Origin of the sequence: Sphingomonas sp. BK580, assembly GCF_014194975.1 — a bacterium.
Lineage (GTDB): Bacteria > Pseudomonadota > Alphaproteobacteria > Sphingomonadales > Sphingomonadaceae > Sphingomonas.
In genome coordinates this window covers 1-25,245 of the sequence record NZ_JACIAY010000013.1, presented here as the reverse complement: position 1 = coordinate 25,245, position 25,245 = coordinate 1, and the positions used below count along the sequence as shown (strand labels likewise).

Below are 25,245 nucleotides of genomic sequence, written 5' to 3'. Positions count from 1 at the left end.
GAACGCCGGCAACGCATTGACGTGCTTTCCCGAAGCTCCACCAGCCGAAAGCGAAGTCCGGGTTCCTTGTCGTGCCCATAGCGGCCGTTTCGCACGAGCCGCGGGGCAGCACTAGCGGGCCTTAGCCCTCCTACGCCCCTAAGCGTACCGTTCCTCCCATGGCAGCGATGATAGCGTCGCGCTGGTCGCGAAGGGTTTGCGCGGCCCCTTCCTGCGCGCGCAACCCTTGCCATCCATAAGTTTCCCGTTGGACTGCCGGTTAGCGAACCCGGACTTTCGATGTCGTGCGCCCACGGCTCCACTCCGATATGCTGCCAGGAACATGCCGACCGCGAGCCATAGCTCGATCATGGATCGGCATCCGAAAGGATGCGAAATGCACTCTGATGCCCCCGACCAGCTCGACGCTTCAGGGAAAGCTGCCTCTTCAAACATAGAGGTTTCCCGCCGCGTCGCGTTGACTGCCGGCAGCGCGATTTTGGCGGCTGCGGCGCTGCCAACGCCAAGCAGCGCCCAAACGCCTGCGGCCGCTCGCGCCGTGTTCGGCCAAAGCTTCGCTCTCTCAACCAATGTCAACGGCGTTGATGTCGAAGCCGAGATCGACACGCGGACCTCGCTCCTCGATCTGCTGCGCGAGCGACTCGCCCTCACCGGAGCGAAGAAGGGCTGCGACCATGGCCAGTGCGGAGCCTGCGCGGTTCATGTCGACGGCCGCAGGGTCGCCTCGTGTCTGACACTCGCTGCGAAGGTTCATGACCGCAAGGTGCTCACGATCGAGGGCGTTTCGGACGGGGATCGCCTGCATCCGATGCAGCAGGCCTTCGTCGAGCATGACGCTCTCCAGTGCGGCTATTGCACGCCGGGTCAAATCATGTCGGCGATCGCCTGCGTGCGCGAGGGTAACGCGACCTCGAAAGAGCGCATCCGCGAATACATGAGCGGCAACATATGTCGGTGCGGCGCCTACAAGGGCATCGTGGCTGCGATCGAAGATGCGGCGGCGAAGATGGGACGGTCCTGATGCAACGCTTCAGCTACACCGGTTCGCGGACCATCGATGAGGCCCTGACTGCCTTTCGAGAAGCAGGTCTCGGAGCGCGATACATCGCTGGCGGCACGACGCTCTACGACCTGATGAAGCTCGGCATCGAAAGGCCGGAGCACCTGATCGACGTGACCTGCATCGGCGGCCTGGATCGCATCGAGACCGCAGGCGACACACTTCGCTTCGGCGCCAATGCTCGCATGGCGGACGTTGCGGCAGATCGGGTGGTGCTCCGAGACTATCCGGTGCTCGCCGAGGCCCTCTCGAAAGCCGCCTCGCAGCAGTTGCGCAACATGGCAACCGTCGGAGCCAACCTGCTACAGCGCACGCGCTGCCTCTACTTTCGCAACGGATCGGGTGCGGCCACGATTGGCGGCGGGCTCTACCCCTGCAACAAGCGCTCGCCCGGCAGCGGCTGTGCCGCAATCGGCGGCGTCGATCGTGCGCAGGCTGTGCTGGGGACAAGCGACGCCTGCACCGCAGTGTCGCCCGGAGACTGGCCCGTCGCGCTGCGTGCCATGGACGCGTCGGTCGAGTTGCTCGGGCCAGCGGGTCCACGGACGATTCCGATCGCCCAACTGTACCGGCTGCCAGGGGACACCCCCGACATCGAGTTCACGCTGTCGCGCGGCGAGATCGTCACGGCGATCACGGTACCGAAGACGGCCGCCGGCCGCCGGTCGACCTATCACAAGATCCGAGATCGCGAGTCCTACGCCTTTGCGCTGGCGTCTGCGGCCGTCGCCCTCGAGATGACCGGCGACACGATAACGCGAGCCCGCATCGCGCTCGGTGGCGTCGCCACGATCCCCTGGCGCGCGCCAGCCGCCGAGGCTGCTCTCGCCAACAAGCGGCTGACGCAGGAGGTAGCTCTGGCCGCCGGGCATGCAGCCATCGCGGGAGCTCGAGCAGGGCGACAGAATGGGTTCAAGGTCGAGCTCGCCGCGCGCACTGTGGCAGACGCGCTTGTCATTGCGGCGCAGAGGACAGTCTGATGCCGATCGGAGCACTTCCGGAAATCGCCCGGATCGACGCCCGCGACAAGGTGCGCGGCGCAACGCTCTATGCGGCCGACCATTGGTTCGATCGCCCGCTCTACGCCATGCTGGTCCCGGCACGGATCGCCAAGGGCACGCTGCTCGGCCTCGACACCGCCGCCGCCTTGGCTGTGCCAGGCGTCGTACGCATCGTGACGGAACAGGATCTCCCAGCACCACCAAAGCCGCTTACCGAGGCGAGCGAAGGTCCTCCGCCGGCCCCACCGACCTTTCGCAAGGAGATCGGCTTTCGGGGGCAGTCGATTGCGCTTGTGCTCGCGGAGACGCTCGAGGCCGCGATCGAAGGCGCAGATGCGGTAGTGGGACGCTATGCCGCGCAGCCGTTCGCCTCTAGAATCGACAGCGACGGCGCGAGGCGCGAGCCCGCGGAAGATAAGAAGGCTGGCGATGCCGGTGCGGCGCTGGCGCAGGCGTCGAACAAGATTGACCAGACCTACGTATCGCCAACGCAGCACCACAATCCCATCGAGTTGCTCGCCACTAGCGCGGTGTTCGAAGGCGGCCGGCTGACCATCTACGAGTGCACCCAGCACAGCGCTGGAGTGCGCGACGCAGTGGCAAGGTCGATCAGGATGGATCCCCGACAGATCGACGTGAAAAGCCCCTCCGTCGGTGGCGGGTTCGGTCAGAAAGGAACGCCTTACGGCCACAGCGCGATCGTCGCTCGGGCGGCCATGCTGACCGGTCGGCCGGTCAAGCTAGTCATTCCGCGGGGCCAGATCTTCCACGGCGCCAGCTTCCGGCCCGAAAGCCACCATAGAGTGCGACTTGGCGCCGATGCGTCTGGGAAGCTGACTGCGGCTGTCTACCACGCCGAGCACGAGCAGTCCCTGAATGGTCACTTTCCGCCGGCCGACTATCACGAGGCCACAAGTCGGCTCTACGACATTCGCGACTATCTCGGCACCTCCGCGGACATCAGGATTGACCGCCAGGACCCCGGCTACATGCGCTGCCCGCACCCGCAGCCTTCCTGCTTCGCATTCGAAAGCGCGGTCGACGAGCTGGCTGTGCAGCTCGGCCGCGACCCGGTCGAATTCCGGCTTGCGAACGATGGGCGGGTAGATCCGCTCACCGGAAAGCCATATTCCTCGCGCTTTCTCAGCGAATGCATCAGGGAAGGCGCGCGCCGGTTCGGCTGGTCTCAGCGGAAGCCGGAACCCGGATCGATGCGGTTGGACGATGGTACGCTGGTCGGCTGGGGTATGGCCGTCGGCGCCTACCCGTCGATGATGGTGCCGTCGCTCGCAACTTTGCGCATCGGCGCCGATGGCCGCTCGCGCTTCTCTGCTTCCGGGCACGAGATGGGTCAGGGCATCAAGACCTCGATCGCCAACGTTCTGCTTGAGGGTCTACGGATCGATCCGGATGGCTTGGAGATCGTGGTCGGCGACACCAGCGCGGCGCCCCAGCACATCACGGCGGGGTCGTGGGGCAGCGCCGGCGTAGTGCCCGCCGCCGCCAAGGCGGTTGATCAAATGCGGGCGGCACTTGGCGAACTGCTGTCGGACCGGATCCCGGTCGGCAACGTCCATCGACAACTCGCGGCGGTGAAACGGCCTTACGTCGAGGTACAGGTCAGCTCATGGGGCCCAGGTCAGGATGCCGGAGTTCTTCAGCGTTTGCGCCAAGGCGCCTACGCCGTCGCCGGACCGGAGTACGCCGGCTTCACGACGATGAGCTACATCGCCCACTTCGTCGAAGTGCAAATCGAACCACGTATGCGCCGCGTGCGGATGCCACGCGCCGTGAGCATCGCCGACTGCGGGCGCGTGATCAGTCCACGAACGGCAATGAGCCAGGTCTATGGTGGCGTCGTCTGGGGATTCAGCGCGACCCTGCGTGAGGCGACTGAGATCGACCGCCGCTACGGTGGTTACCTCAACTGCGACCTCGCCGACTATGTCGTTGCGGTCAACGCAGACATCGGGGAGATCGAGGTAGGCCTGATCAACCAGCCTGATCCCCTCGCCAACTCTATGGGGCTGAAGGGCCTCGGCGAGGTCGTCATGGCCGGCTGCTCGGCGGCGATCGTCAACGCCATCTATCATGCCACCGGCAAGCGCATTCGCCACATGCCCGTGCGGATCGAGGACCTTTTGTGACGAAGCCGGCATAACAGCGGGACGTTCCATGTCCGTCCTGCCGCAACGTCGTCGTGCCGCGAGCGACGCGAACCGCTTGTGGAAGGCTGCGCTCAGCGCCGGCAGGTTGAGCGTGGTCGCGGGCTCGTCTACGCCATCAAGCTTCTTTAAAGGGAAGCCGTTGCGCCTGCCGAGTCAGAGCGCCCGCAAGGCACACCTTCGTTCGCTTCGTTTCAGCGCCCGGTCATCGACACCGGTCTGATGGTCCCGTCGGCGTTGAACTCGAGCCGGTCGATCGCGAGCACACGGTGATCCCCTTTGTTCTCGCTCAAGGGACGGCGATGGTAGGCAATCCACCAACGGTCCGAGTTCGGTTCCTTGATCACGGAATGGTGACCCGCCCCCCTTGCGACTCTTTCGTCCTGCGAGAGTATCACCCCCTTCTTCGTGAATGGCCCGAGCGCAGTGGGCCCGGTCGCATAGGCGACCCTGTAGTCCGGCCCCGTCCAGCCGCCTTCCGACCACATAAGGTAGTAGACGCCTCCGCGCCGGAGGACGAAGGAACCTTCGACATAACCCGGAGGCGTGATCTCCCGGTACGTCGTGCCATCAGGAAAGCGCTCCACGCTCTTCAGATCGGGGGCGAGCCGGACGACGTTCAGATGCCCCCAGCCCCCGTAGTATAGATACAGCTGGCCGTCCTCGTCGCGGAAGGCGAACTGGTCGATCGGCTGCGCACCATTGTGGATGCCGCCGATCAGCGGCTTGCCGATCAGGTCGCGGAAGGGGCCTTGCGGGCGATCGGCGACGGCGACGCCGATCCCGCCCAGTTCGCCCTGGTGCACGTCGTTCGCGCCGAAGAAGAGGTAGAAGCGCCTTCCCACCTGGATCGCAGACGGCGCCCAGATGGCGTAGGCCGCCCAAGCGACGCCGCCCGTATCGAGGACGCGCGGGTGCTTCGTCCAATGCACCAGATCGGGCGACGAGAACGCGTCCAGGTACGTCTGCGTGAGGTAGGCCGGCCGGATGTCCGACTTAGAACGCAGCCTCCTCTGAAGAGACGAGAGCTTGGGCGCAGGCGCATCCGCCGGAGCTTCGGAGGTGGTCGGATAGATCCAGTAGCGACCCCCAAAGCGTCTGATCTCCGGGTCGGCATACCATCCCTCCACGATCGGATTGCGAGGCGAAGGCGTTGGCGTGGCTGCCGTAAGCGAAGCCAGCGCCGCTCCAAGAAGGATGGGACGGGTGAACAGACGTCGCATCATCGGATCAGCATGCTCCTTCAACCTTTCCTCTGCCGTCGCGCGCAAACAGCGGGCCGCGTCTGCGAGCGACGGCAGCCCTCCCACTTCTTCCCGAACCGTCGGCGCGGCGCCTGCCCGGCAGGTAGACCACGACCGATCAGCCGCCCAGGCCCCGGCCGGCAAGAGGCAGATCCCGCCATTTGGTCATTCGCGCATGATGGTCGACGATCTCACCGTCCACCGCAAAAACGCCGTCGCCGCGATGATGGAGCGTCCTCTGACTGTCCGCGTCGTCCGCGATCCACACCGCTTCGGCGGAGAGGATGAAGAGGGAATGGTCGTCGACCATGCGATCGTCCGCCACTCTGCACTCCACGTTGGCGACGCACTCGGCGATGAGCGGCGCCGATACATGCGACGCCTCGAGCGCGGTCAGGTCGAACCGCTCAAACTTGTCGACGTCGGCACCCGAGCAGTTCCCGATGTCGACGACCTTCTCCGCCATCGACGCAGGAGGGACGGAGATGACGCACTCGCCGGTGGCGCGAAGGGCCGAGAAGCTGTGATCCCAAGGCCCGAGCACGACAGCGACCAACGGTGGATCGTGGCTGACCATCATGTGAAAGCCGAGGGTCATCACGTTCATCTCGCCATCCATGCAGGTCGTGACGAGCACGATCGGACCCGGCTCGATAAGGCGGTAGCACTGCTCCGCAGCTATTCGGCGCATCACGTCGTTCCAAAAAGAAGGCGCCGGAAGGCGCCGGATCGCCAAAGCGATCCGGCGCGGCGATCTCAGGCGATCTGAACGCTGTAGCCGCCGTCCACCATGAAGATCGAGCCCACAACGAAGCTAGCGCGGTCGGAAGCCAGGAACGCGACCACCTCGGCGATCTCGCGCGGATCGGCGGATCTGCCGATCGGCGCCGCCTTTCCATGCTCGGTGAGGAACTCGCGACCGTCGTCGCGGAAGGTGTTGAGGAGGTTCGTGACGACGTCGCCGGAGCCGACCGCGTTGACGCGGATGCCGTGCTCGATCGCTTCCAGCGCGAGTGAGCGGGTGAGCTGGGCGACCGCTCCCTTCGACGCCGCGTAGGGCGCGATGTCCTTGAACGCGAAGAACGAGGCGTAGGAGGCGATGTTGACGATCGCGCCAGACTTGTTGGGGATCATCGCCTTGACGGCCGCGCGGGAGAACAGGAAGTACCCCGTCGAGTTGATCGCCATGACCTTCTCCCACTCCTCGAGAGAGGTGTCGACGACCGACTGGTAGTTGATGTAGCCCGCGTTGTTCACGAGGAGGTCGAGCTTCCCGAACCGGTCGATGGCGGTCTGAACGGCCTCGTCCGCCGTGGACTCCACCGTGACGTCGCCCTTCAATGCCACCAGCGACTCGGACGCGAGCTCGGACACCTTCTCGTCCCAGTCCACCGCGACGACCTTCGCGCCGCGCTCCACGAGCAGCTCGGCTATCGCTCGGCCGATCCCGCTCGCCGCACCCGTCACGACCGCAACCTTGCCGTCCACCTCGCTGACCATGTTCGGGTCCGCCATCACATACTCCCATCGTTGAAGATCCACTCGTGGAACCATCGCGGACGGGGCCGCGATCCAGATCGCAATGCTCCCGGCAGAGGGGACAAACGGTCTACGTCATAATCGGCGTCGGTCATTGCGGCTCCGACGCGCGCGACCTGAAGAACCTCGCCGCCTCTGGCGCGCGGAACCTGTCGCTGGCACTATCCGACTATCGCGTCGGCCTCGCGATTGTGGACTCGGATTGGGGGAGACGATGGACCGGAGCAGCGCATCACCGCAGCCGCACGAGCAGGGCGTCAGAGGCTTTTCGCCAAGCGGATGGCTGGTCATAGGTTCGGCCGCGCTCGCCATCGCGACGGCAGTGCTCGCGGGGATGCTGCTGAGCGGCGACAAGAACATGCAACTCGAGGCGTTGAAGGTCGTCATGCAGTTCCTGCTGGTGACGGTTATCGGCGGGATCATGCTGGCTCTTCTTCAAAGGCAGAGGGACGCCGACGCGCGCCGCCTCGAAGCGAGCCGTGAGAAGGAGCGGTACCGCAACGGCGTGGCCGAGGGGCTGCAGGCGCTCTTCGACGAAGTCGGCGACGCCTATCGAGCGCTCAAGGTCGTCAAGCGCAAGCTCCGGAGCCAGCTCCTGCTGGACGGGCGCAACTCGGACGGCAGCGCAGCACCACCCTACCGCATCCGAAGCGCCGTCTTCGAAGCCTCGATGGACGAGCTTCTCCGCGCGCAGGTCGCGGCCGAGGACGTGCGCCACCGCCTGTCGGTCCGCACCGACCTCCTCGACCTCAAGGGCATAGAGAAGGCTCGCATGGCGCTTCGGTACGGAGCGCGCTACTTCCACGACGTCTATCAGGACTTTGAGAGATGCGCGGTCGTCCGCGACGGCGAATACTACGTGGTGACGGACGCATGTCGCAACCTCTCGGACTTCCTGACCTCCCGATCACTGCCCTCCGACCTGCCGGAAGAGAGCCGTGCGCGCCTCCAGGCGTGCATACTCAAGCTGCGCACCTCGAACGACCTGGCGGAGCGCCACGCCACGCTGCTCGAGATCGAGGAACTGCGACGACTCGATCTACCGTTCAAGCGCCGCTACCGAGCCGTGGCGACGGAGGCCTTCGGCCTTGCCGGCGCCGAACTGGGAAGCGCGCTTCGATCGATCCGGAATATGGAGGGCGGCAGCGGCCCGGCGTCGTAGCCTCGCGCACGACCGACTCGCGCAGCCGCTCCTGGCTGTCGCAAGCTGCCGCCCGAGGGGGCGCGGCCGCTATCGTGCCGCCGCTGCCGTCATCCGGAGCCGCGGCCCTGCATCACGCCAGAGCCAGACGTCGCTTGAAGACCCCGAGGTAGGCCAGGGAGCCGAACAGCACGCAGAGCGACGTCATCTGCACGAGCTGAAGATAGACGTCCTGCAGACCGGCGTTCATCTGATTCGTGGCGACGAAGAGGCGCACGCCGACCGTGGACGGCAGCAGGTGCGACAGGAGCTGCACGGCCGCCGGCATCTGGTCGAGCGGCCAGGCGACTCCGGAAAGGAAGAAGATCGGCACGGACGTGGGAGCGAGGAGGGCGACCGCGCGTTCCGGGCGGTCCATGAAGGTGCCCGCAAGCATGCCCAAGGCAGCGACGGCGGCGGAGAAGGGAAGGACCGAGACGATCAGAAGCGCCGAAGCGGCCGAACGCGGGACGTCCTGCAGCCAGAACGCCATGCCGAAGAGGAACAGCGTCGCCAGGCAGCCGAGCGACGCGAGCGCGAGCCAGGCGCCCGCGAACGTCGCGGGCAGCCTCGTGCGGCCTTTTCTCCGCGGCAGCCCAGCGAACATGGTGGCGGTGCCGAACAGCAGCGTCTGCTGCGCGATGATCACGGCGACCGCGGGAAAGACGTAGCCCTTGTAGCTGGCGGAGCGGTTGAAGAGCGGCTCGGTCGTGACGGAGACGGGAGGTCCGCGTCGGGTGAGCGATGGGCGCATGCCGTCCTCGATCAGGGTCGGCTGGGCGGAGAGCACCTGCTGCACCGCGCCTCCGACCGTACTCGCGCGGAGCAGGTAGGTCCCGTTGAGCCAGACCGCGACGCCGCCGCCTTCCGCCCCGGTGCGAAGCGTCCGGTCGAGCCCGGACGAGAGGAGGATCATCCCGTCAGCGTCGCCGCGCCGCAGACGCGCCGCTCCGGCCGAGCGGCTGGCCTCGGTCGCCACTATGTCGACGGCGCGGGTCGCCTGGAGATCGCGCAGCACGCGTCTGGTCAGGGCGCTGTCGTCCTCGTCCACGGCGATTACCGGCAGGCGCTGCGCGACGCCGTGGGCATAGGGAGCGGGATAGTAGAAGGTGTAGAGCGCGACGGCCAGGAGCATGGTGCTCACGAGCGTCCTGTTCGTCAGGATCCTTCCCCACGTCGCCACGAACGCGTCCAGCACGATCATCTGCCGGTCGCCTTCGCGCCTTGGCGGCGCACAAGCAGAGTCGCGCCCAGGCCCGCGACCAGCACGTACGTGCAGAGAGCTCCGAAGGGCGCCAGCGCCGCTTCGGGCACGTACCCGCTGAACTGCCCCATCTGCAGCGACAGGTAGTGCGTGAGCGGCAGGACCTCGCTCCAGAAGCGCGCGAAGCCGCTCGCGCCGTATAGCGGGAGGGTCGCGCCCGAGTAGGCGAGCGCGGAGCCCGCGTAGACCGTGCTGACGGAAAGGGTGGTGGCGAGCTCCCGGCTGCCGGCGAAGAGGAGGCAGGTGATCGACGCCGTCGCCGCGTAGAACGTCGCCTGCCCGACGACGACGATGGCTGGGCTTCCAACGACGTGCCAGCCGCGAGCGAGCGTGAGGTAGAGGAGCCAGGCCACGCCCCAGGCGCTCATCGCCAGCACGTACGGAAGCATCTTGCCTGCCAGCGCGCAGGCCACTCCTCCGGTGCTCCGCGCCCACTCCCCCAGGCTCTCGCCGCGCAGTTCCCGGCCGAGCGCCATCGCGCATGCGCAGGCGGTCGCCAGGTGGAGGACGGCTGGAAAGATCAGCCCGCCCAGATACCATTCGAAGCTGCCCGGAGCGTTGCTGAGGACGATGACCTCGACCGGCGGAAGCGATCCGGGCATCGGCGGCGCCGATCGGTTCGGCAGCGCGGAAGACAGCAGCGCGGGCGCTTCGGCCCGGATGGCGGCGTCGACGGCACTGGCCGCCTGGGAGCCCGCCGAGAGATAGCTCGCCTGGTAGCGCACCCGCACCACGGGCGACCTCGACCGGAACAGCCCGGCCGACAGGTCGGCCGGAAGGTGCACGATGGCCCAAGCCTCGTTGCGCCGGACCATCGCCAGCGCGGCATCCTGGCTATGCACCACCGCGGCGACGTGGACCTTCGCGGAGGCGTCGATGGCGCGCTCTATCCGCCGAGCCGCCGGACCTGCGCCCTCGTCGAAGACGACGACGGGCAGGTCGCTCATGGCTCCGGGAGCCAGCATGGCCGCGACGACGGCCAGCAGGAGTCCGGGCACGACGAAGACGCCGAGCTGGTCCCAACGGCTCGCCCGCAGGTGGGCGACCTCGCGTCGGAAGGCTCGGAAGAAGGCCTTCATTGCGGCCAGTCGAACAGGACCGTCATGCCGGGACGGAGCCGATCGACCCTCGTCGTGGGCCGCATCCGCACCTCGAACGCCCGGATGTCGTAGCCCGCATCCTCCCGCGTGGCTCGCCACGTCGCGAAGTCGGCGCGCGGGGAGATCCGGTAGACGACGAAGTCGACCTGCCGGGCGATCGCGGGAATCCGGCCCCGCAGCACCCGCCCGATCGCGACGCCCGCGAACCGATCCTCGCGCACGTTGACCGACACCCAGGGGTGGTCGACGTCGGTGACCTGATAGGCAGGAACGACCGGGCCGACGACCTCGCCGGCCTCCACGAGCTTGCGCGACACCTCGCCGCCAATCGGCGAGGTGAGCCGGGTCTCCGCCGTCAGAGCGGTGGCGGTGCCGAGCGCCGCCCTCGCGATCCTGACCTGCGCGGCGGCAGCCGCCTTGTTCTGCGAGCGCGATCCCGAAAGCGCCTTCACGTACTGCTGCCTCGCCGCCTCCGCCTGGCGGGCGCTGCTCGACCGCGCGGCCGCGGCCTCGTCGCGCCGCTGCGCCGGGACGACGCCCTGCGCGTAGAGGCTTTCGATGCGCCTGCTCGTCGCCGCCGCAAGCTCGGCTCCGGCGAGCGCGGCCTGCCATGCCGCCCGCAGGGAGGCGACGTCCTCGCCGCGGGGCCCCGCATCGGTCTCCGACTGGATCGCGCGGGCGGCCTGCAGCGCGCCTTCGGCCTGTTCGCGACCGCCTACGATCTCCGGGCTGGAGAGCTCGGCGAGCGTCTGGCCAGCGCTCACGCGTTCACCCTCCGCCACGAGAAGCCGGTCGACGCGGGCCAGCGCCTTGGTCGCGACGTTGACCTCGTCCGCGTCGACCATGCCCTGCAGCTGCTCGTGTCGGGGCCGCGCCGCCAGCCAGAGGCCGAGGACGACCAGAAGAAGCAACCCGACCAGGGCGGCTGCGACCAGGAGGCGCTGCCGGGACCGAGCCGTCGTCGCGTCCGCGTCCGTCATCGCCTGGTCTCCACGTGGTGGTCCGCTGCGCGCAGATACCGTCCGAACTCGTCGATCCTGTGGCTCGCGGCCAGAAGGGAGACGAGCGCGAGATCGTATTCGAACGCCGCGGCCGCACGCTGCGCGCGGGCGTTCGCAAGCGTCGCCTCGGCCGAGACGAGATCGCCTGCCGGGCTTTCCCCTTCGACGAAGGAGGCGCGCTGCACGCGAAGGTTCTCCGCGGCGGCAGCGAGGCCGCTCTCCAGGAGCAGGAAGGAGCGGCGTGCCGCGTCCACGAGGTTCCAGGCCTTGACCACGTCGCCCGCGACGTCCTTCCTCGCCTGCGCCGCAGCGTCGGCGGCTCCCTTCTCCCTTTCCTGCGCGGCAAGGAGCGTCGCGCGACGATCCACGTTCGACAGGAGGGTCATCCGCGCGGTGACACCGACGATCCAGTCGGGTTCGGTCGCGAGCGCCTGATCGCGGTCCAGGTTGTACTCTCCGAACGCGAACACCTGCGGCAGGAACCGGGACTTGGCCAGATCGACGCCGGACCGGGAGAGCCGCCGCGCGGCGTCCGCCCCCTGCACGCGCGGCGTGCCGTCCACCGATTCGATGAAGGAGCCGACGGACGCCAAGGGAGCCGACTGTACGAAGAGCGGCGAGGAGGGCTCTACCCCGGCCGGCATGTCGAGCATCCTCGCGAGCGCGTCGCGCGCCGAAGCCTCCTCGCTCTCGGCCCTAAGCTGCGCCCGTGCGGCCGCGTCGCGCGCGACCTGCACCTCCAAGGTGCGCGCATGCGCGAGCATGCCCGCACGTTCCATCCTCGTCGCGTCGGCCAGATGCCGCTCGAAGCTCGCCAGCGTCTCGGCGGACGAGGAGGCGAGCTCGACGGCGAGCAGCTGGCCGAAGTAGGCGCGCACCAGGCCGACGCGGGCGAGATCGCGTCCTCCGCGGTCCTCGGCCTCGGCGATCTGGGTCGCGTGGTCGGCCCCCTTCTGGATCGCGCCGATGGCGCCGCCGGTGTAGAGCGGAAGGAGACCCTGCACCGTCGGTCGGAAGATCGCGTCCCGCGTGCGCAGGTTGTATTCGTCCGGTATCGACCCGATGAGCCCGGGCAGCGCAGCGCCCAGCCGCTGAATGACCTCCGCGGCGATCTGCGAGGAGCCGGGCGGGAAGTCCGAGGAGAGCCGACCGAGCAGATCGTCCGACGACCGGCTCAAGGTCGCACGCGGGCCGCTCAGATCGAGCGAGAGAGTCTTCTGGTACTCGATGACGCTCGCCGTCGCGGTGATCAGCGGACGCCTGAGCGCCTTAGTCGCCGCGGCGGTCGCCCGCGTCGCGCTCACCTCATGACCTCGGCCGCTCAGTCCAGGGGACGTCCCGTCGAGTCTCGTCGACGCCGCCTCGTAGCTCATCGCGGTTCCGGCGGGCGTCGTCTGGGCGAGCGCGCAGGCCGGTGCCATGAGCGAGAGAAGGCAGACTAGCTGACCGACGACGACGCGAGCGCGTGGATCTGGCGTGCCGCCGCGGGCCTTCATGGCGCAGGCCTAAGGATCCGAGCGCCGGAGCTGACCGCTCGCACGCCCGCAAAGAGCTCGCAGCCGAAGCGCACATGTTCGGAGGAGCTCTCGGCCTGAGCGATGAGAAACGCTCGCCGACGCCAGAACGGCGAGGCGACCGGCTGGCGCCACGTCGCTGCCTGCTTAGATGCCGTCCGGCTGGAACCGCGGCGTTCGCCCAGGCCGTGGACGGGCAACGATCTCGAAGGTGACGCTGCCCCGCCCACGACCCGTGCTCCTGCCTCTCAGCGGCTGGAGAGCCGGGGGAAGAGCGACGCGGCGCCCTTGTCGATGAGCGTCCTCGTCTCGGCGTCGAGCCCCTGAAAGGCGTCGAGGTTCTCCGTGAACTTCAGCGACACGGCCTCCGAGGCGTAGGGGAAGTCGGTGCCGAACACGATGTGGTCCGCCGGCGCGAAGGCGAGCAGGCTGGGCATGCCGGACGGCGCCACGAGCGCGGTGTCGAAGTAGAACTTGCGGAGCTCCGCCAGGATGTGATCGGCGCTGGTTCCCTTCGTGATCGAAGCGCCGAGCTCGGCGAAGCGGGTCGCGACGAAGGGCATGAAGCCGCCGCCGTGCGAAAGGACGATGCGGACCGACGGATAGCGGGTCATGTGCCCCTTCGTCACGAGGTCGAGGGAGACCTTCGTCGTGTCCGCGGGATAGTCCTCCATCGGGCTCGGCTGCCCCTCGAGCACCTTCACGCCGGCAGGCGTCGTGGGATGCAGGAAGATGGTTGCCTTGCGGGCCTCCAGCTCGCTCCAGAGCGGATCGTACAGCGGGTCGCCCAGATAGTTGCCGTCGTAGTTGCTGTGCAGGCAGACGCCGTCAACCGACAGCTCGTCGTAGCACCGCTTGAGCTCCGCCAACGAAGCTTCGATGTCCGGCAGCGGCAAGGTGCAGAGATAGCCGAACCGGTCCGGATCGGAGCGCACCAGCTCGGCACCGTAGTCGTTGACGCGCCGGGCGATGTCCGGCCGTTCGGCGCGGGACCAGCCCTCGATGCCCGGCGCCGTGAGGGAGAGGATGCTGCATGAGATCTCGGCCTTCTCCATGAAGGCGAGGACCGACTCCTTGGACCACGCGGGCTGCCCCCAGCCCGAAGGGTCGCCGCCGTGCGACTTCAGCTCCTCCGCCCAGAACTCCGGGACCAGATGGGTGTGAACGTCCACTCGAGCTTTCGACATGATGACGTGTCCTCGCTTCTTCAAAGCGGCAAGGCGCCGCACTGGAACCAGCGTCGCGGACCACCCGATCGGATCGGAGCGGCCGCGTCCTTCGACTTGTCTCGGAGGGCGAACATAGATGCGAGTGGAAGCGGACGTTCTTCCGATTTCAGGAATGCACACTTAGCTGTTCAAGCAAGCGTTTAGACCTGAGCGAGAGCCGACGAGAGGAGACCGAAGCTCTGCCGCGGTCGGTTCAGCCGACCGACTCCAGACCACTCCTCTCCAGGCACCTCGAAGGGTTGTTCGACCCGACATGTGCAGCGCAAGCAGGTACGCCACACCGCCCGACATCGTCGGACGACGTGCGTGACCGCTGCAGCGGATCGGAGCATCCGACATGGCGAGTCGTGTCCGAGGTTGTTCAGCCCGCGCCGAACCGACGGACCTCTCTCGCGTTTCCGCAAAGAAAAGTTCAGGGCAACGGCGAGGCCGTTCCCTTCGACCTTAGGCGTGCGACTGAGGCGACTACGCCGCTACACCGAGGCGGCGAGATCGGCAGCCCATCTGCTGATCGCCTCGCGACGCCGACAATGGTCTTCTCTGGCCGCCTCCCAGATCGCGGGAGCAACCTCGTCCCAATCTGCCGCGATCCTGACGGCGTGGAGCTCATCGGGCGTCATCGAGAAACTGGCGGGATAGATCGGTGTGGAGCGCCCCTTGTAATGCCGGTCCTTCCCACGACCGTCGCAATTGTTGCAAGCTTCGCAGACGTATCGCGGATCGAAGCGGATCAGGCCGAGTCGCCTGATCTCTGCGGCATGAAGCTGCCACACACGGCTGTGCGCGGGCCGCTTGTCAGCCGTCGTCAGCGCCTCAAGCAGCGCCTGCCTTGCGAAGTTCGCGAGGTGGTCGTGGTGCAGCACCAGTCGAGTCTCGCCCGACGTCTGCGAGCACGCCGCCCCTCCGCAACGCTCCGGCTTTAAACCGGCCCATTCTCGGTGAAGCGATCTCGCGGGTATTCGGCCCATGACACGTACTTCACCGATGCTCCTTAACAACTCGTTGCGGGGGCGGTGAAGGCAAGGGTCCCTTCCGCGGTCGGGTAGTAGAGCATCTCCGCAGAAGCTCGCATGATCCCGGATCATGACGCCCGCGGCAGCCCCGGTGAGCTATTCCTTCGCGCCGAGCGAGCGCCCGCTGTTCCTCGGCTCGCCTTACACTCCGCCCCACCCCCTCGGGCGCCGGGTCGCCTACGCGCTGATCGCGGTGCTGACCGGCATAACCTCGAACATCGTCAACTCTATGATCACGGTCAACCTGCCGAACCTAGCCGGCGCGATGGGCCTCTACATAACGCAGATCCTGTGGTTTCCAGCCGTCTACGTGGCGTTCAACGCCACGGCGAACCTCACCCTGGTGCGTGCGCGCATCCAGTTCGGCATCCCCGCGGTCATGCATGGACTGCTCGGCGTCTATGCGATCTCCATCGCCATCCAGCTGATCTGGCCGAGCTACGCCGCCGGGCTCGTCACCTGCGCCATGTCCGGCATGGCGATGGCCGCGCTCAGCTCGGTCACCCTCTACTACCTTCTGCAGATCTTCCCGCCGCAAAAGCGGCAGAAGGGCCTACTTCTCGGCATCAGCATCCCGCAGCTCGGTGTGCCGCTCGCACGCATGATTCCTGTAGAGGCGCTCGCCCTCGACGGCTGGCAGGGGCTGCACCTGATGCAGCTCGGGCTCGTGCTCGCCGTCATGGCCAGCACGATAGCGGTGCCCATACCGCCGACCGACCGCTCAAAGGCGTTCGAACCGCTCGACGCGCTGACGATCGGCCTCTCCGTCCCGGGCTTCCTGCTGCTGGCCGGCGTGCTCAGCGTAGGACGCTATCTCTGGTGGACGGACACGCCCTGGCTCGGCCCGGCGCTGGCGGCGTCGGCCGCGCTGATCGCGCTCGCCGTGCTGATCGAGCACTTCCGCTCTCGACCCCTGATCCAGACGCGGTGGATCGGGACGACCGAGATGATCAGGTTCGCCGTCGTCGCGTTCGTCGTGCGGGTGGCCTTGGCCGAGCAGAGCTACGGCTCGGTCGGCCTGCTGACGTTCGGTGGCCTCATCAACGACCAGCTCCACGTGCTCTTCGGCCTCGTGGCGCTGGCGATGGTCGCGGGCATGGTCGTGACCTTCCTGGTCTTCAAGCCGGAGCGCGGCACCCACCTGGTGCTCGCGGCCCTTCTGCTCATCGCCTTGGGCGCCGCGCTCGACACCCGCGTGACGAACCTGACGCGACCACCACAGCTGTACCTGAGCCAGTCTCTGATCGGGCTCGGCACCGTCCTCTTCATGGGGCCCGCCCTCGTGTTCGGGATCAGCCGGGTCACGCAGCGCGGCACTCAGTACCTCGTCAGCTGGGTCGTGCTGTTCAGCGCGACGCAGAACCTCGGCGGCCTCGCCGGCGCGGCCCTGCTCGGCTCGTGGCAGGTCGACCGCGTCCGCTATCATGCGACGGCGCTCTCGCAGCATCTCGACGCAGCGAACCCCATCGTGCCTGAGCGGCTTCAGGCAGGGGCGTCGGCGGTGAGCGGCGCGCTCATCGATCCGGCTCTGCGGGCGATCGAAGGGACAAGCCTGCTCGGACAGGCGCTTACGGGCGAAGCAAACATCCTGGCCTTCGCTGACGTCTTCCGACTCGGCTCGATGATCGCGCTTGCGAACGCTCTGCTGGTCGGCCTCATCATCCTCGTGCGCAGGCGCAGCCAGGCGACCGAGAAGGCGCGCTCATGACGGAAGCCGCCGCGTCGGCAGCGTCGCCGCCCCCACCGCCGCCGCCATCCGCTCCGTCCCAAGCGGAGGTCCGACCCTCAGGAGCATGGCGGCCGGTCCGGCATGGCCCTCTGGTGATCGGGGTCGTGGCTGCGCTGACGATCGCGGCCGTGCTGGCGATCCTCGCCGTATGGCGCGTTCCCCCGTTCGTCGGCGCCGACGCGAACACCGAAAACGCCTACGTACGCGGCCGAACCACCATCATTGCGCCGCAGGTCAGCGGCTACGTCGTCCAGGTCGCGGTGCGCGACTACCAGATGGTCCCGGCGGGCTCCGTGCTCGCCCGGATCGACGAACGGATCTACCGCGCCCGCGTGGCGCAGGCGCACGCGAGCGTGCGCAACGCCGAGGCGCAGCTCGCCAACGCGTCGCAGGCCCGGGCCGCGCGATCCGCGGAGCTCCAGAGCCAGCTCGCCAACGTCGCCAACGCCCAGGCGCAGCTTCGCCGCGCGCTGCTCGACATGCGGCGGGCGAGCGACCTGGTGGGCGACGGCTCGATCTCGGCGCGCGAGCGCGACCAGACGGGCGCGGCGCTCGCGCAGGCCGAGGCCGGGCTCCGGCAGGCCCGCGCCGCCGCCGCGGTCGCGCGGGAGAACGTCCTCACCGTCGACGTGGGCCGCGAAGGCCTGGCGGCGCAGGTCGAGGGAGCCAAGGCCGCCCTCCGCCTCGCGGAGATCGACCTTTCCAACACCGTGATCCGAGCGCCAGAGGGAGGGCAGCTCGGAGAGGTCGGCGTCCGGGTGGGACAGTACGTCACCAACGGTACCCAGCTCATGGCCCTTGTGCCCCCCGATCGCTGGGTCATCGCCAACTACAAGGAGCGTCAGACCCGCGGCATGGCGCCAGGCCAGCGCGCGACTGTCTCGGTGGACGCCCTCGGCGCGACTCTGCGCGGACGCGTGGAGCGCATCTCGCCTGCGACCGGCTCCGAGTTCGCGGTGCTCAAGCCCGACAACGCGACCGGCAACTTCATCAAGGTGCCGCAGCGCATCGGCGTGCGGATCCAGATCGACGCGGGCCAGCCGCTCGCGCGGCATCTTCGTCCAGGTATGTCCGTGGAGGCCCACGTGGACCGGGCGCCGCCGCCGTGAAGCCCGCGCTTCCGCTGCTGTCGGCGGCGCTGCTCTCAGGCTGCGCGGGGCCGCGCCCAGAGACGCCGCTTTCCGCCGCGGTCGTCGCGCCCGCGGCGTGGCGCGACGGAGCGGCAGCGGGAGGCAGGCTGGATCCGGCGTGGTGGAACCGCTTCGGCGAGCCCGCGCTCACAGCCATCGTCGCGCGGGCGCTCGACCGCAACCTGGACGTCGCGATCGCCGCCACCCGCGTGGAGGAGGCCCGTGCACAGTTCGCCGCGGCGCGCGGAGCGCAGCTTCCGAGCGCGTCCGCGAGCGCAAGCGGCGCACGCGAACGCACAGTCAACGCCTTCGGCGAAGGAGCCGACCAGACAGCCGGGCAGGTGCAGCTGTCCGTCTCCTACGACGCCGATCTCTTCGGTCGGCTGCGCAACGCAACCGCCGCCGCGCGGGCCGACCTGCTGGCGACCCGCGCCGGACGCGACGGCGTTCGCCTCGCCGTCGCTGCGTCCGCGGCAGGCGGCTACGTGGCGCTGCTCGCGCTCGACGCACGCCTGGAAGTTCTGCGCGCGACGCTCGACGCGCGCCGGGCATCGCTCCGCTTAGCGCAGCGCCGCACCGAAGCAGGCTATTCCGCCAGCCTGGAGCTGGCGCAGGCGGAGGGCGACTTCAGGGCGACCGAACAGCAGATTCCGATCACGGAACTGGCGATCCGTCGGCAGGAGAACGGCCTCAGCGTGCTGACCGGCGACGAGCCCGCGTCCGTCGCGCGAGGTCGCCCGCTCGGAGAGCTGGCGCTTCCCGTCGTCGAAGCGACCGTGCCGGCCGACCTGCTGCGCGCGCGCCCCGACGTCGTTCAGGCCGAGGAGCAGGTCGTTGCCGCCGACCAACGTCTGGACGCCGCACGCGCCGCCTTCCTGCCCTCGCTGCAGCTCGGCGCAACCGGAGGAATAGCGCTTTCCACACTGCTCCGAAGCCCCATCGACGTGTTCCAACTCGGCGGCAGCATCCTTGCGCCGCTGTTCCAGGGAGGGCGCCTGCGGGCGCAGTCCGACGCAGCTGCAGCCCGCCGCGACCAGGCGGCCTTCGCCTACCGCCGGACGGTCCTCGATGCCTTCCGCGAGGTCGAGGACGCCCTCGCGGAGCAGAAGCGCTACGCCGAGCAGGAGGCAGCGCTGACGAAGCAGCGTGCCGCCGTCGCGACCGCACTGCGGCACGCCATCAACCGCTTCGATGCCGGCTACTCACCCTACCTCGAACAGCTGGACGCGCAGCGTAGTCTGCTGTCCGCCGACCTCGCATTGGTGCAGGCGCGGTCTGACCGCCTGTCCGCCGCCGTGCGCCTGTTCCAGGCTCTAGGGGGGGGGCTGGGAGCCTGATGGTTCGACGGGCGAACGGGGCGTCAGGTCAAGAGATTAAAGCCGTTTATTCGAGTCAATCGTTGACCGGCGCCCGATACTTGCGTCTTGATCTCGACGACGGATACTCCAGAGGGCGATCGTTCCACCCGACCGCCTCCTCAAGCGCAACGACGCTGCACGAATCCCCTTAGCCACCCTGAAAGGGGCCCTCGATCGGTCATCCGAGGCCGCGTCTAACCTTGCAACCATGTTTCGGAGAAAACTCTTTCGAAGTTCCCTCCCAGCACCTTTTCGATCACGCGAGCGCGATATCCCCTGCTGGCAAGCGCCGCCGCGATGAGCTCCATGCGATCGGCCCGGTTCAGTTCGGTAACGAAAGGCGGCCGCCCTTCGCCGGGTGCTCCCACGCCGGCAGCTCGCCGTCGCGCGATATCAGCATCCCAGGCAGACATGCTGGCGGCTGAAGTGTCGAAGCGACCGATGGCGGCATCGCTTCCGACCCCGACATGGTCCTCCCCCGCTACGTTCAGTAGGTGATCCAGATGAGCCATGTAGTCGCTGAGGGACTGCTGATGGTCGTTGCCGGCTATGAAGGTCAGCTCATAGAGGCCGAAGACTCCTCCTCGCTCACTTAAGGCCCTGATCAGCCGATCGGACTTGTTGCGGGGATGAGCGTGGACAGCCGAGCTGCCGGCGTGGGTGACGAGGACGGGCTGGCGTGACGCCTCAATCGCCTGCAATCCAGTGCTCTCGTCGCTGTGACTGACGTCCACGGTCACGCCCAGAGCATTCATCCGAGCGACCGCCTCACGACCGAGCGACGTCAGGCCAATCGACCAGGGATCGAGAACCCCCGACCCGAACGGGGTGCGACGGTTGTAGCTGAGCCCCATGACGAGCACGCCGAGCGATCGGAACGCGTCGATGGCGTCGACCCTGCCCTCCAGCATGCTGCCGCCTTCGAAGGATGGGATGAGTCCGACGAGTCCGGAACGCTTGGCGCTAATGAGATCCGCCGTCTTGCCGATCCGCATGAACACGTCGCGGTTTACGTCGATGGTGCGTTCGAGCCGACGCAGTTGCGCAAGCGTCGTGGCCCGATCCATGCCGTCGCCTCCCAGCGTGACCTTCGCAGCCGTGAGGCCCGATGAGCGAATCTCCGCGACTTCCGCAAAGGTCAGTCGACGCTCCTCGAAGAAGGGGCCTCCGAGATTGCCGTTGATGACGATAGCGCGACCGTAAAGCCGCTTGATGGTGGGCTTCAACCCACCAGCCGCCAGCCCTGGCGCGGCTGCCAAGGCGAGACCTGTCCCAACCATCGATCGACGGCCAATCAACATCCAACCTCCGTCAAGCAGCAACTCGCTGATCCCTTCGCTATCGCAACGGCGTCGTTGTGCGATGAGTCGGGCGCCCCGCGCAACAATCGGGCGGCATCCTGGCAGGTCGATCCATGCGGCACATGATAACTATTACGAACAGAGCAGCCGGTGAGACGCCTCGACGGTCGACGTTCTCGGGCAACCCTGCCAAGTATCGACCTGCTGCCTTAGATGCAGAAGACACATCTCAGGTGGTTTGAAGGTCAGCGTAAAATCAAGAACTTACCTATAGACCTGGTTAAATCAACAGACTGTTAGGCACCACTGCCTCGCGTGCGCACCTGAAACGCTCCGATAACCGCGAAACGGCAAAACATGCCAGAGGGACTATAATTCCTTTTCCAGCGGCCTTCCTCGCCGGTCTAAGTACCAGCATGAATGCATCCTTCCATTACGGCGAAGGAGGGCTGCTGCAAAACGCAACGGTGCGGCGCTAACGAAGACAGTTCAGAACGGCGGCGCTTTCTCGCTCGCTCAGGTGCCGCATCAAGGGGCAACGCTGCCGTCGATGGGACGTAACGACAGGACCGACCTCCCACTCAGGCGTCGCCCCCTTAGATCGCCAAGAACCCTTCAGGAGTTCCCATGAAATCCGCCGCCCTTCTTTCCGCTCTCGCGCTCTCGCTCACGCCGTCGGCCCAGCCCGCATCGGCCCAGGTGCAGCGTCCGTCCACAGTCATGCTGCAGGGTGCCGACTTCTACCGCTTCCGCGTCGGCGCGGTGACGGTCACAGCCCTGTCCGATGGCACCGTGCCCCAAGACCTGCACACCTTGCTGCGGTCCACGACGGCGGGTCGGACCGATGCGCTGCTGCGTGCCGGCTTCCTGTCAAATCCGGTCGAAGCCTCGATCAACGCCTTCCTCGTGCAACTGCCGGACCGACTCGTGCTGGTCGACACCGGCTCCGGCGAACTCTTCGGACCGGGCAACGGCGGCAAGCTCGTCGCAAGCCTCGAAGCGGCCGGCTTCCGTCCCGAACAGATCACCGACATCCTCATCACCCATGTCCACACCGATCACAGCGGCGGACTGGTGGCGGGAGGCCGACGCGTCTTTGCGAACGCCACGCTGCACGTCGGCCAGCCCGATCTCGACTTCTTCCTCGACGCCGGCAACGCGGCTCGGAGCGGCTACGCCCCCAAGTACTTCGAGGAGGCGATCAAGACGGTGAAGCCCTACGTCGACGCCGGCAAGGTCGCGGGGTTCTCCGGGACGACTGAGGTGGTGCCCGGCATAACGGCCAGCCTCCATCCCGGACATACGCCCGGCAGCGCCTTCTACACGCTGGAGAGCGAGGGCGAGCGGATCATCTTCATCGGCGACATCGTGCACGTTGCCGCAGTGCAGATGCCGCGGCCGGAAGTCACGATCGTGTACGACGTCGATCCCGGCCAGGCAGCGGCGGTCCGAAAGAGCTCGTTCGCCGAGTTCGCCCGGGATCGCGCCCTCGTCGCGGCTCCGCATCTTCCGTTCCCGGGCGTCGGGCACGTTCGGACGGTGGGCACGGGCTACGAGTTCGTACCGGTCGACTACGGGAACCGCGACGCCCGATGATCCCGCGCGTCGCAGCCATGCTGGCGCTGCTGCTGGCCTCGCCGGCTGGCGCCAGAGATGAGCGGCCGCCGGCCCCAGCAGTCGCGAGCGAGGTTGCTCCCGCTCTTCTCGCCGAGCTGACGACGCGCTTCGGCGCGCGCCCCGCCGGGTCTCCGGCCGATCGCGCTGCGGCCGCATGGCTGGCAGGGCGACTGCGCGCCTTCGGCCTGTCCCACGTCGCCATCGAGAGTTTTCCGATACTCCGCTGGTCGCCCGGCGATGCAGCCGTCGACGTGATCGCGCCGGAGCGCAGGAGGCTCGTCGCGACCCCGCTCGGCGGGCTTGTCTCCGGTCCGACGGTCACCGCTCGCGTGGTGGCGTACGACACCTATGCCGCGTTCCTGGCCGCGCCCGCCGACAGCGTCCGGGGCCGCATCGTCGCCGTGCTCGAGGCCCTGCCGGGCACAGCCGACGGCGCCGGATACCTGCGGCTGGTCGTAATGCGGTCCGAAGGGCCAGCCGCGGCGGCCCGGAAAGGTGCCGCAGGCTTCGTACTGCGATCGCTCGCGACCCACCACGAAAGGCTCGCGAGCAGCGGCGCGACCAAGCCGCTGGCGCGGCCGTTCCCCGCCTTCGCGATCTCGCCGCCGGACGCGGAGGAGCTCGGCCGTCTCGCCACGAAGGGGCCGGTCACTCTGCGCCTGCGACCGGGCGCTGGTTGGTCAGGGCGGGCTGTCACCCAGAACGTCGTGGCGACCCTACCCGGTCGAGACCCGACGGCACCGGCCGTCCTCGTCTCCGCGCACCTGGACAGCTGGGAGCAGGGCACGGGCGCCTCCGACGACGGCTTCGGCATCGCCGCGGTGGTCGCCGCCGTGAAGGCGCTACACGACCGGCCGCACAGGCCGCTTCGCTCCATCCGGCTGGTCCTCTTCGGCGCCGAGGAGGTGACGCAGCCGGGATCGTACCCGAACTTCGCGGGCGCTCGCCGATACATCGAACTGCATCGCCGCGAGCTCGCTGGCATCGATCTGGCCGCCGAGAGCGACTGGGGGGGCGGACGGATCGTCGGCCTGCGCCTTCCCGATCTGGGCGATCCCGGGCTCGATCGCCGTCTTGCCGCCGGTCTGGCTTCCGAAAACGTCCTCGTACGCACGGACCGGAGCGCCAGCGGGCCGCCCGACGCCGACGTGCTCAAGGCGGCCGGCGTGCCGCTGCTGCGTCTAGATCAGGACGCGACCCTCCTGTTCGACACGCATCACAACGCCCGGGACACGCTCGACCAAGTCGACATGTCCGCCCTGCGGCAGAACGTGCGGGTCTGGACCACCGTCCTCCGGCTGCTAGCCGATCGACCGCTCACTCCTTCGCCGTCGCCCCGGCCGCTGCGAAGAGCAGGCCCCTGAACCATCGGTGACCCGCATCCTCCTGGACGCGCGGATGCCAGTAGGCGGCGAGTTCGGCGGGAGGCAGGTCCAGGGGCGGGTCGAACAGGTCCAAGACGTCGCGGAAGCGATGCAGGAAGCGGCTCGGCAGTGTGCAGAGCAGGTCGCTGGCGGCGACGATCGTCGGCGCGAGCGAGTAGGTCTGAACGGAAAGCGCCACTCGCCGCTCCAGTCCCAACGCGGCAAGCCTCGCGTCGACCTGCCCGAAGAACCCGCCGCCATCCGCAGATACGAGGACGTGCTCGGAGGCGGCGAACGCGTCCAGATCGAGCGCGCCGCCTCCGCGAGGGTGCCCCCTGCGCTGCGCGGTCACGAAGGCGTCCTTGAAGAGGCTGCGAGCCAGCCAGCCCTCGCGCGCCTGCTCGCCGGTGCCGACCACGACGTCGATCGAGCCCTGCTCGAGCCGTTCAGCGAGGCTCGCCGGGTCGGGGGCGATCATGGCAAGCCTCGCCAGCGGGGCCGAGGCGGCGAGAAGAGGTGCGAGCTCCGGCCCCAGCATCACGGCCGGAATCTCGTGAAGCGCCACCACGAACGTTCGCCGTGAGGTCGCAGGATCGAAGTCGGAAGCGGGCTCCACCATCGCGTCGAGCAGGCCGAGCACCTGGCTCAGCGTCGGGGCCAGATCGAGCGCACGAGGGGTGGGCGAAACGCCGCGCCCGTCGGCCGAGGGCACGAACAGGCGATCCGCGAAAATCGCGCGCAGGCGCGCCAGTCGCGCCGACAGCGCCGACTGCTGCACTCCGAGCCGCTGCGCCGCGCGTGTCACATTCGACTCCGCGAGCAGCGCGTCCAGCGTAAGTAGAAGGTCCGCGTCGAGGCGTCTGAGCACGTCGTTTCGCATCAGGTCTTATGTACCCTGCGGAGCGTCGTTCAAAGCTGAGAAGCAGAGCAGTGCGCGCTCCGATGCCGCCAGGGCTTCACCGCGCCAGACCCTCGGGTCAGCTCGGCGGCAGTGCGGCGGGACGGTAGTCCCGCACGGAGGCGCGGCGGGTAAAGGCGGACGGGTCGATCGAAGCGGACTGTTGAAGGGCGCGACGCTCTTCCACCGGAAGGTAGAACCCGCTATCGTGCTTCGCGCCCTCATGACGACGGGTCGATCGGGGCAGACGTTCCAGGAAACACCAGGCGCCCCCAAAGCGATCGGTGCAGCTGTCCCGCGGGATTCGGGGGAACGTAGGCAGCGCACGTCAACCATCGCAAACCCGCTCGCTATGAGTTTGGCATGGCAACGTTAGCCGCCGGTCGCGTCTGTGTTCGCCCAATTTCGGCCGCTCAGAACGTCTATGTCGCTTACCTAGACCTGCCGTCGTCTAATCGTGGGGTTTGCAAGCGCCTTTGTGCGGGGGACGTCATCTGCCGGGGCACGGTCGTCTTCGCGGTCGACATGAGCCGCCGCA

General features: G+C 67.8%; 20 protein-coding genes. 9 read left to right on the top strand and 11 right to left on the bottom strand.

Annotated elements, in window-relative coordinates; all coding sequences use genetic code 11:
• Positions 1-322 precede the first annotated feature (322 nt).
• Genes FHY05_RS18715 through FHY05_RS18705 form a run of 3 tightly spaced genes read left to right on the top strand, consistent with a single transcriptional unit; the run spans position 323 to position 4,208 of the window.
• Complete coding sequence (locus tag FHY05_RS18715; RefSeq protein ID WP_260181703.1) at positions 323-1,021, top strand: (2Fe-2S)-binding protein; 699 nt, start codon at positions 323-325, stop codon at positions 1,019-1,021.
• On the top strand, positions 1,021-2,040 hold the full coding sequence (locus tag FHY05_RS18710) for a xanthine dehydrogenase family protein subunit M (RefSeq protein WP_183945953.1): 1,020 nt from the start codon (positions 1,021-1,023) through the stop codon (positions 2,038-2,040). The genes FHY05_RS18715 and FHY05_RS18710 overlap by 1 nt, the downstream gene beginning before the upstream one ends.
• Positions 2,040-4,208: a xanthine dehydrogenase family protein molybdopterin-binding subunit gene (locus tag FHY05_RS18705; protein ID WP_183945952.1), complete on the top strand. Its 2,169-nt coding sequence runs from the start codon at positions 2,040-2,042 to the stop codon at positions 4,206-4,208. The genes FHY05_RS18710 and FHY05_RS18705 overlap by 1 nt, the downstream gene beginning before the upstream one ends.
• A 212-nt stretch (positions 4,209-4,420) precedes the next feature.
• Here FHY05_RS18705 and FHY05_RS18700 read toward each other — a convergent pair whose 3' ends face one another.
• The 3 genes from FHY05_RS18700 to FHY05_RS18690 all read right to left on the bottom strand — a co-directional run bounded on the left by FHY05_RS18700 (position 4,421) and on the right by FHY05_RS18690 (position 6,985).
• Positions 4,421-5,452 carry a glycoside hydrolase family 43 protein gene (locus FHY05_RS18700; protein WP_260181702.1) on the bottom strand — a complete coding sequence of 344 codons (1,032 nt, stop codon included), beginning with the start codon at positions 5,450-5,452 and terminating at the stop codon, positions 4,421-4,423.
• Between the two features lie 136 nt (positions 5,453-5,588).
• The gene (locus FHY05_RS18695; protein WP_221191310.1) at positions 5,589-6,107 is read right to left on the bottom strand and encodes a flavin reductase family protein; all 519 of its coding nucleotides are present in this window, start codon (positions 6,105-6,107) and stop codon (positions 5,589-5,591) included.
• Between the two features lie 119 nt (positions 6,108-6,226).
• Positions 6,227-6,985, bottom strand: a complete 759-nt coding sequence (locus tag FHY05_RS18690) for an SDR family NAD(P)-dependent oxidoreductase (protein ID WP_183945951.1) — start codon at positions 6,983-6,985, stop codon at positions 6,227-6,229.
• Positions 6,986-7,223: 238 nt separating this feature from the next.
• Between FHY05_RS18690 and FHY05_RS18685 the strand changes: the two genes are divergently transcribed.
• Positions 7,224-8,171, top strand: coding sequence for a hypothetical protein (locus FHY05_RS18685; protein WP_183945950.1), 948 nt, complete (start codon positions 7,224-7,226; stop codon positions 8,169-8,171).
• Positions 8,172-8,283: 112 nt separating this feature from the next.
• Here the strand turns inward: FHY05_RS18685 and FHY05_RS18680 are convergent, their stop codons facing one another.
• From FHY05_RS18680 to FHY05_RS18655, 6 genes are all read right to left on the bottom strand, one after another.
• The gene (locus FHY05_RS18680) at positions 8,284-9,393 is read right to left on the bottom strand and encodes an ABC transporter permease (RefSeq protein WP_183945949.1); all 1,110 of its coding nucleotides are present in this window, start codon (positions 9,391-9,393) and stop codon (positions 8,284-8,286) included.
• On the bottom strand, positions 9,390-10,532 hold the full coding sequence (locus FHY05_RS18675; protein ID WP_183945948.1) for an ABC transporter permease: 1,143 nt from the start codon (positions 10,530-10,532) through the stop codon (positions 9,390-9,392). The genes FHY05_RS18680 and FHY05_RS18675 overlap by 4 nt, the downstream gene beginning before the upstream one ends.
• Complete coding sequence (locus FHY05_RS18670) at positions 10,529-11,533, bottom strand: HlyD family secretion protein (RefSeq protein ID WP_183945947.1); 1,005 nt, start codon at positions 11,531-11,533, stop codon at positions 10,529-10,531. Before FHY05_RS18670 ends, FHY05_RS18675 begins: the two co-directional genes overlap by 4 nt.
• A complete protein-coding gene (locus FHY05_RS18665) occupies positions 11,530-12,927 on the bottom strand; it encodes a TolC family protein (protein WP_260181701.1) in 1,398 nt (465 codons plus the stop codon). The genes FHY05_RS18670 and FHY05_RS18665 overlap by 4 nt, the downstream gene beginning before the upstream one ends.
• Before the next feature lie 389 nt (positions 12,928-13,316).
• Positions 13,317-14,240, bottom strand: a complete 924-nt coding sequence (locus FHY05_RS18660) for an amidohydrolase family protein (RefSeq protein ID WP_311732522.1) — start codon at positions 14,238-14,240, stop codon at positions 13,317-13,319.
• A 530-nt stretch (positions 14,241-14,770) separates the two neighbouring features.
• Positions 14,771-15,160 carry a hypothetical protein gene (locus FHY05_RS18655; protein WP_183945945.1) on the bottom strand — a complete coding sequence of 130 codons (390 nt, stop codon included), beginning with the start codon at positions 15,158-15,160 and terminating at the stop codon, positions 14,771-14,773.
• Between the two features lie 220 nt (positions 15,161-15,380).
• On the opposite strand from FHY05_RS18655, the gene FHY05_RS18650 reads away from it, so the two are divergent.
• The 3 genes from FHY05_RS18650 (at position 15,381) to FHY05_RS18640 (ending at position 19,506) form a co-directional block, all read left to right on the top strand.
• Positions 15,381-17,018, top strand: a complete 1,638-nt coding sequence (locus FHY05_RS18650) for an MFS transporter (protein ID WP_221191309.1) — start codon at positions 15,381-15,383, stop codon at positions 17,016-17,018.
• A gap of 113 nt (positions 17,019-17,131) precedes the next feature.
• Positions 17,132-18,148, top strand: a complete 1,017-nt coding sequence (locus FHY05_RS18645) for an HlyD family secretion protein (protein ID WP_311732521.1) — start codon at positions 17,132-17,134, stop codon at positions 18,146-18,148.
• Positions 18,145-19,506 (top strand): efflux transporter outer membrane subunit, encoded by a 1,362-nt coding sequence (locus FHY05_RS18640; protein ID WP_183945943.1) that lies wholly within the window; start codon positions 18,145-18,147, stop codon positions 19,504-19,506. The genes FHY05_RS18645 and FHY05_RS18640 overlap by 4 nt, the downstream gene beginning before the upstream one ends.
• Before the next feature lie 215 nt (positions 19,507-19,721).
• On the opposite strand, the gene FHY05_RS18635 is transcribed toward FHY05_RS18640, so the two are convergent.
• Positions 19,722-20,828, bottom strand: coding sequence for a dipeptidase (locus tag FHY05_RS18635; RefSeq protein ID WP_183945942.1), 1,107 nt, complete (start codon positions 20,826-20,828; stop codon positions 19,722-19,724).
• A 627-nt stretch (positions 20,829-21,455) separates the two neighbouring features.
• Between FHY05_RS18635 and FHY05_RS18630 the strand changes: the two genes are divergently transcribed.
• Together FHY05_RS18630 and FHY05_RS18625 are read left to right on the top strand one after the other, a co-directional pair.
• Entirely contained in the window at positions 21,456-22,424 is a 969-nt protein-coding gene (locus tag FHY05_RS18630; protein ID WP_183945941.1) for an MBL fold metallo-hydrolase, read from the top strand.
• Between the two features lie 17 nt (positions 22,425-22,441).
• On the top strand, positions 22,442-23,809 hold the full coding sequence (locus FHY05_RS18625; RefSeq protein WP_183945940.1) for a M20/M25/M40 family metallo-hydrolase: 1,368 nt from the start codon (positions 22,442-22,444) through the stop codon (positions 23,807-23,809).
• Here the strand turns inward: FHY05_RS18625 and FHY05_RS18620 are convergent.
• On the bottom strand, positions 23,763-24,689 hold the full coding sequence (locus FHY05_RS18620; protein WP_183945939.1) for a LysR family transcriptional regulator: 927 nt from the start codon (positions 24,687-24,689) through the stop codon (positions 23,763-23,765). The two genes, FHY05_RS18625 and FHY05_RS18620, sit on opposite strands and share 47 nt — an antisense overlap.
• Positions 24,690-25,245 lie beyond the last annotated feature (556 nt).

Excerpts from the sequence above, each read along its gene's own strand:
- FHY05_RS18690 (WP_183945951.1), bottom strand. The coding sequence starts at position 6,985 with ATGGCGGACCCGAACATGGTCAGCGAGGTGGACGGCAAGGTTGCGGTC.
- FHY05_RS18620 (WP_183945939.1), bottom strand. The coding sequence starts at position 24,689 with ATGCGAAACGACGTGCTCAGACGCCTCGACGCGGACCTTCTACTTACG.
- FHY05_RS18685 (WP_183945950.1), top strand. The coding sequence starts at position 7,224 with ATGGACCGGAGCAGCGCATCACCGCAGCCGCACGAGCAGGGCGTCAGA.
- FHY05_RS18670 (WP_183945947.1), bottom strand. The coding sequence starts at position 11,533 with ATGACGGACGCGGACGCGACGACGGCTCGGTCCCGGCAGCGCCTCCTG.
- FHY05_RS18650 (WP_221191309.1), top strand. The coding sequence starts at position 15,381 with ATGACGCCCGCGGCAGCCCCGGTGAGCTATTCCTTCGCGCCGAGCGAG.
- FHY05_RS18630 (WP_183945941.1), top strand. The coding sequence starts at position 21,456 with ATGAAATCCGCCGCCCTTCTTTCCGCTCTCGCGCTCTCGCTCACGCCG.
- FHY05_RS18675 (WP_183945948.1), bottom strand. The coding sequence starts at position 10,532 with ATGAAGGCCTTCTTCCGAGCCTTCCGACGCGAGGTCGCCCACCTGCGG.
- FHY05_RS18700 (WP_260181702.1), bottom strand. The coding sequence starts at position 5,452 with ATGATGCGACGTCTGTTCACCCGTCCCATCCTTCTTGGAGCGGCGCTG.
- FHY05_RS18635 (WP_183945942.1), bottom strand. The coding sequence starts at position 20,828 with ATGTTGATTGGCCGTCGATCGATGGTTGGGACAGGTCTCGCCTTGGCA.
- FHY05_RS18705 (WP_183945952.1), top strand. The coding sequence starts at position 2,040 with ATGCCGATCGGAGCACTTCCGGAAATCGCCCGGATCGACGCCCGCGAC.
- FHY05_RS18715 (WP_260181703.1), top strand. The coding sequence starts at position 323 with ATGCCGACCGCGAGCCATAGCTCGATCATGGATCGGCATCCGAAAGGA.
- FHY05_RS18710 (WP_183945953.1), top strand. The coding sequence starts at position 1,021 with ATGCAACGCTTCAGCTACACCGGTTCGCGGACCATCGATGAGGCCCTG.
- FHY05_RS18665 (WP_260181701.1), bottom strand. The coding sequence starts at position 12,927 with ATGAGCTACGAGGCGGCGTCGACGAGACTCGACGGGACGTCCCCTGGA.
- FHY05_RS18680 (WP_183945949.1), bottom strand. The coding sequence starts at position 9,393 with ATGATCGTGCTGGACGCGTTCGTGGCGACGTGGGGAAGGATCCTGACG.
- FHY05_RS18625 (WP_183945940.1), top strand. The coding sequence starts at position 22,442 with ATGCTGGCGCTGCTGCTGGCCTCGCCGGCTGGCGCCAGAGATGAGCGG.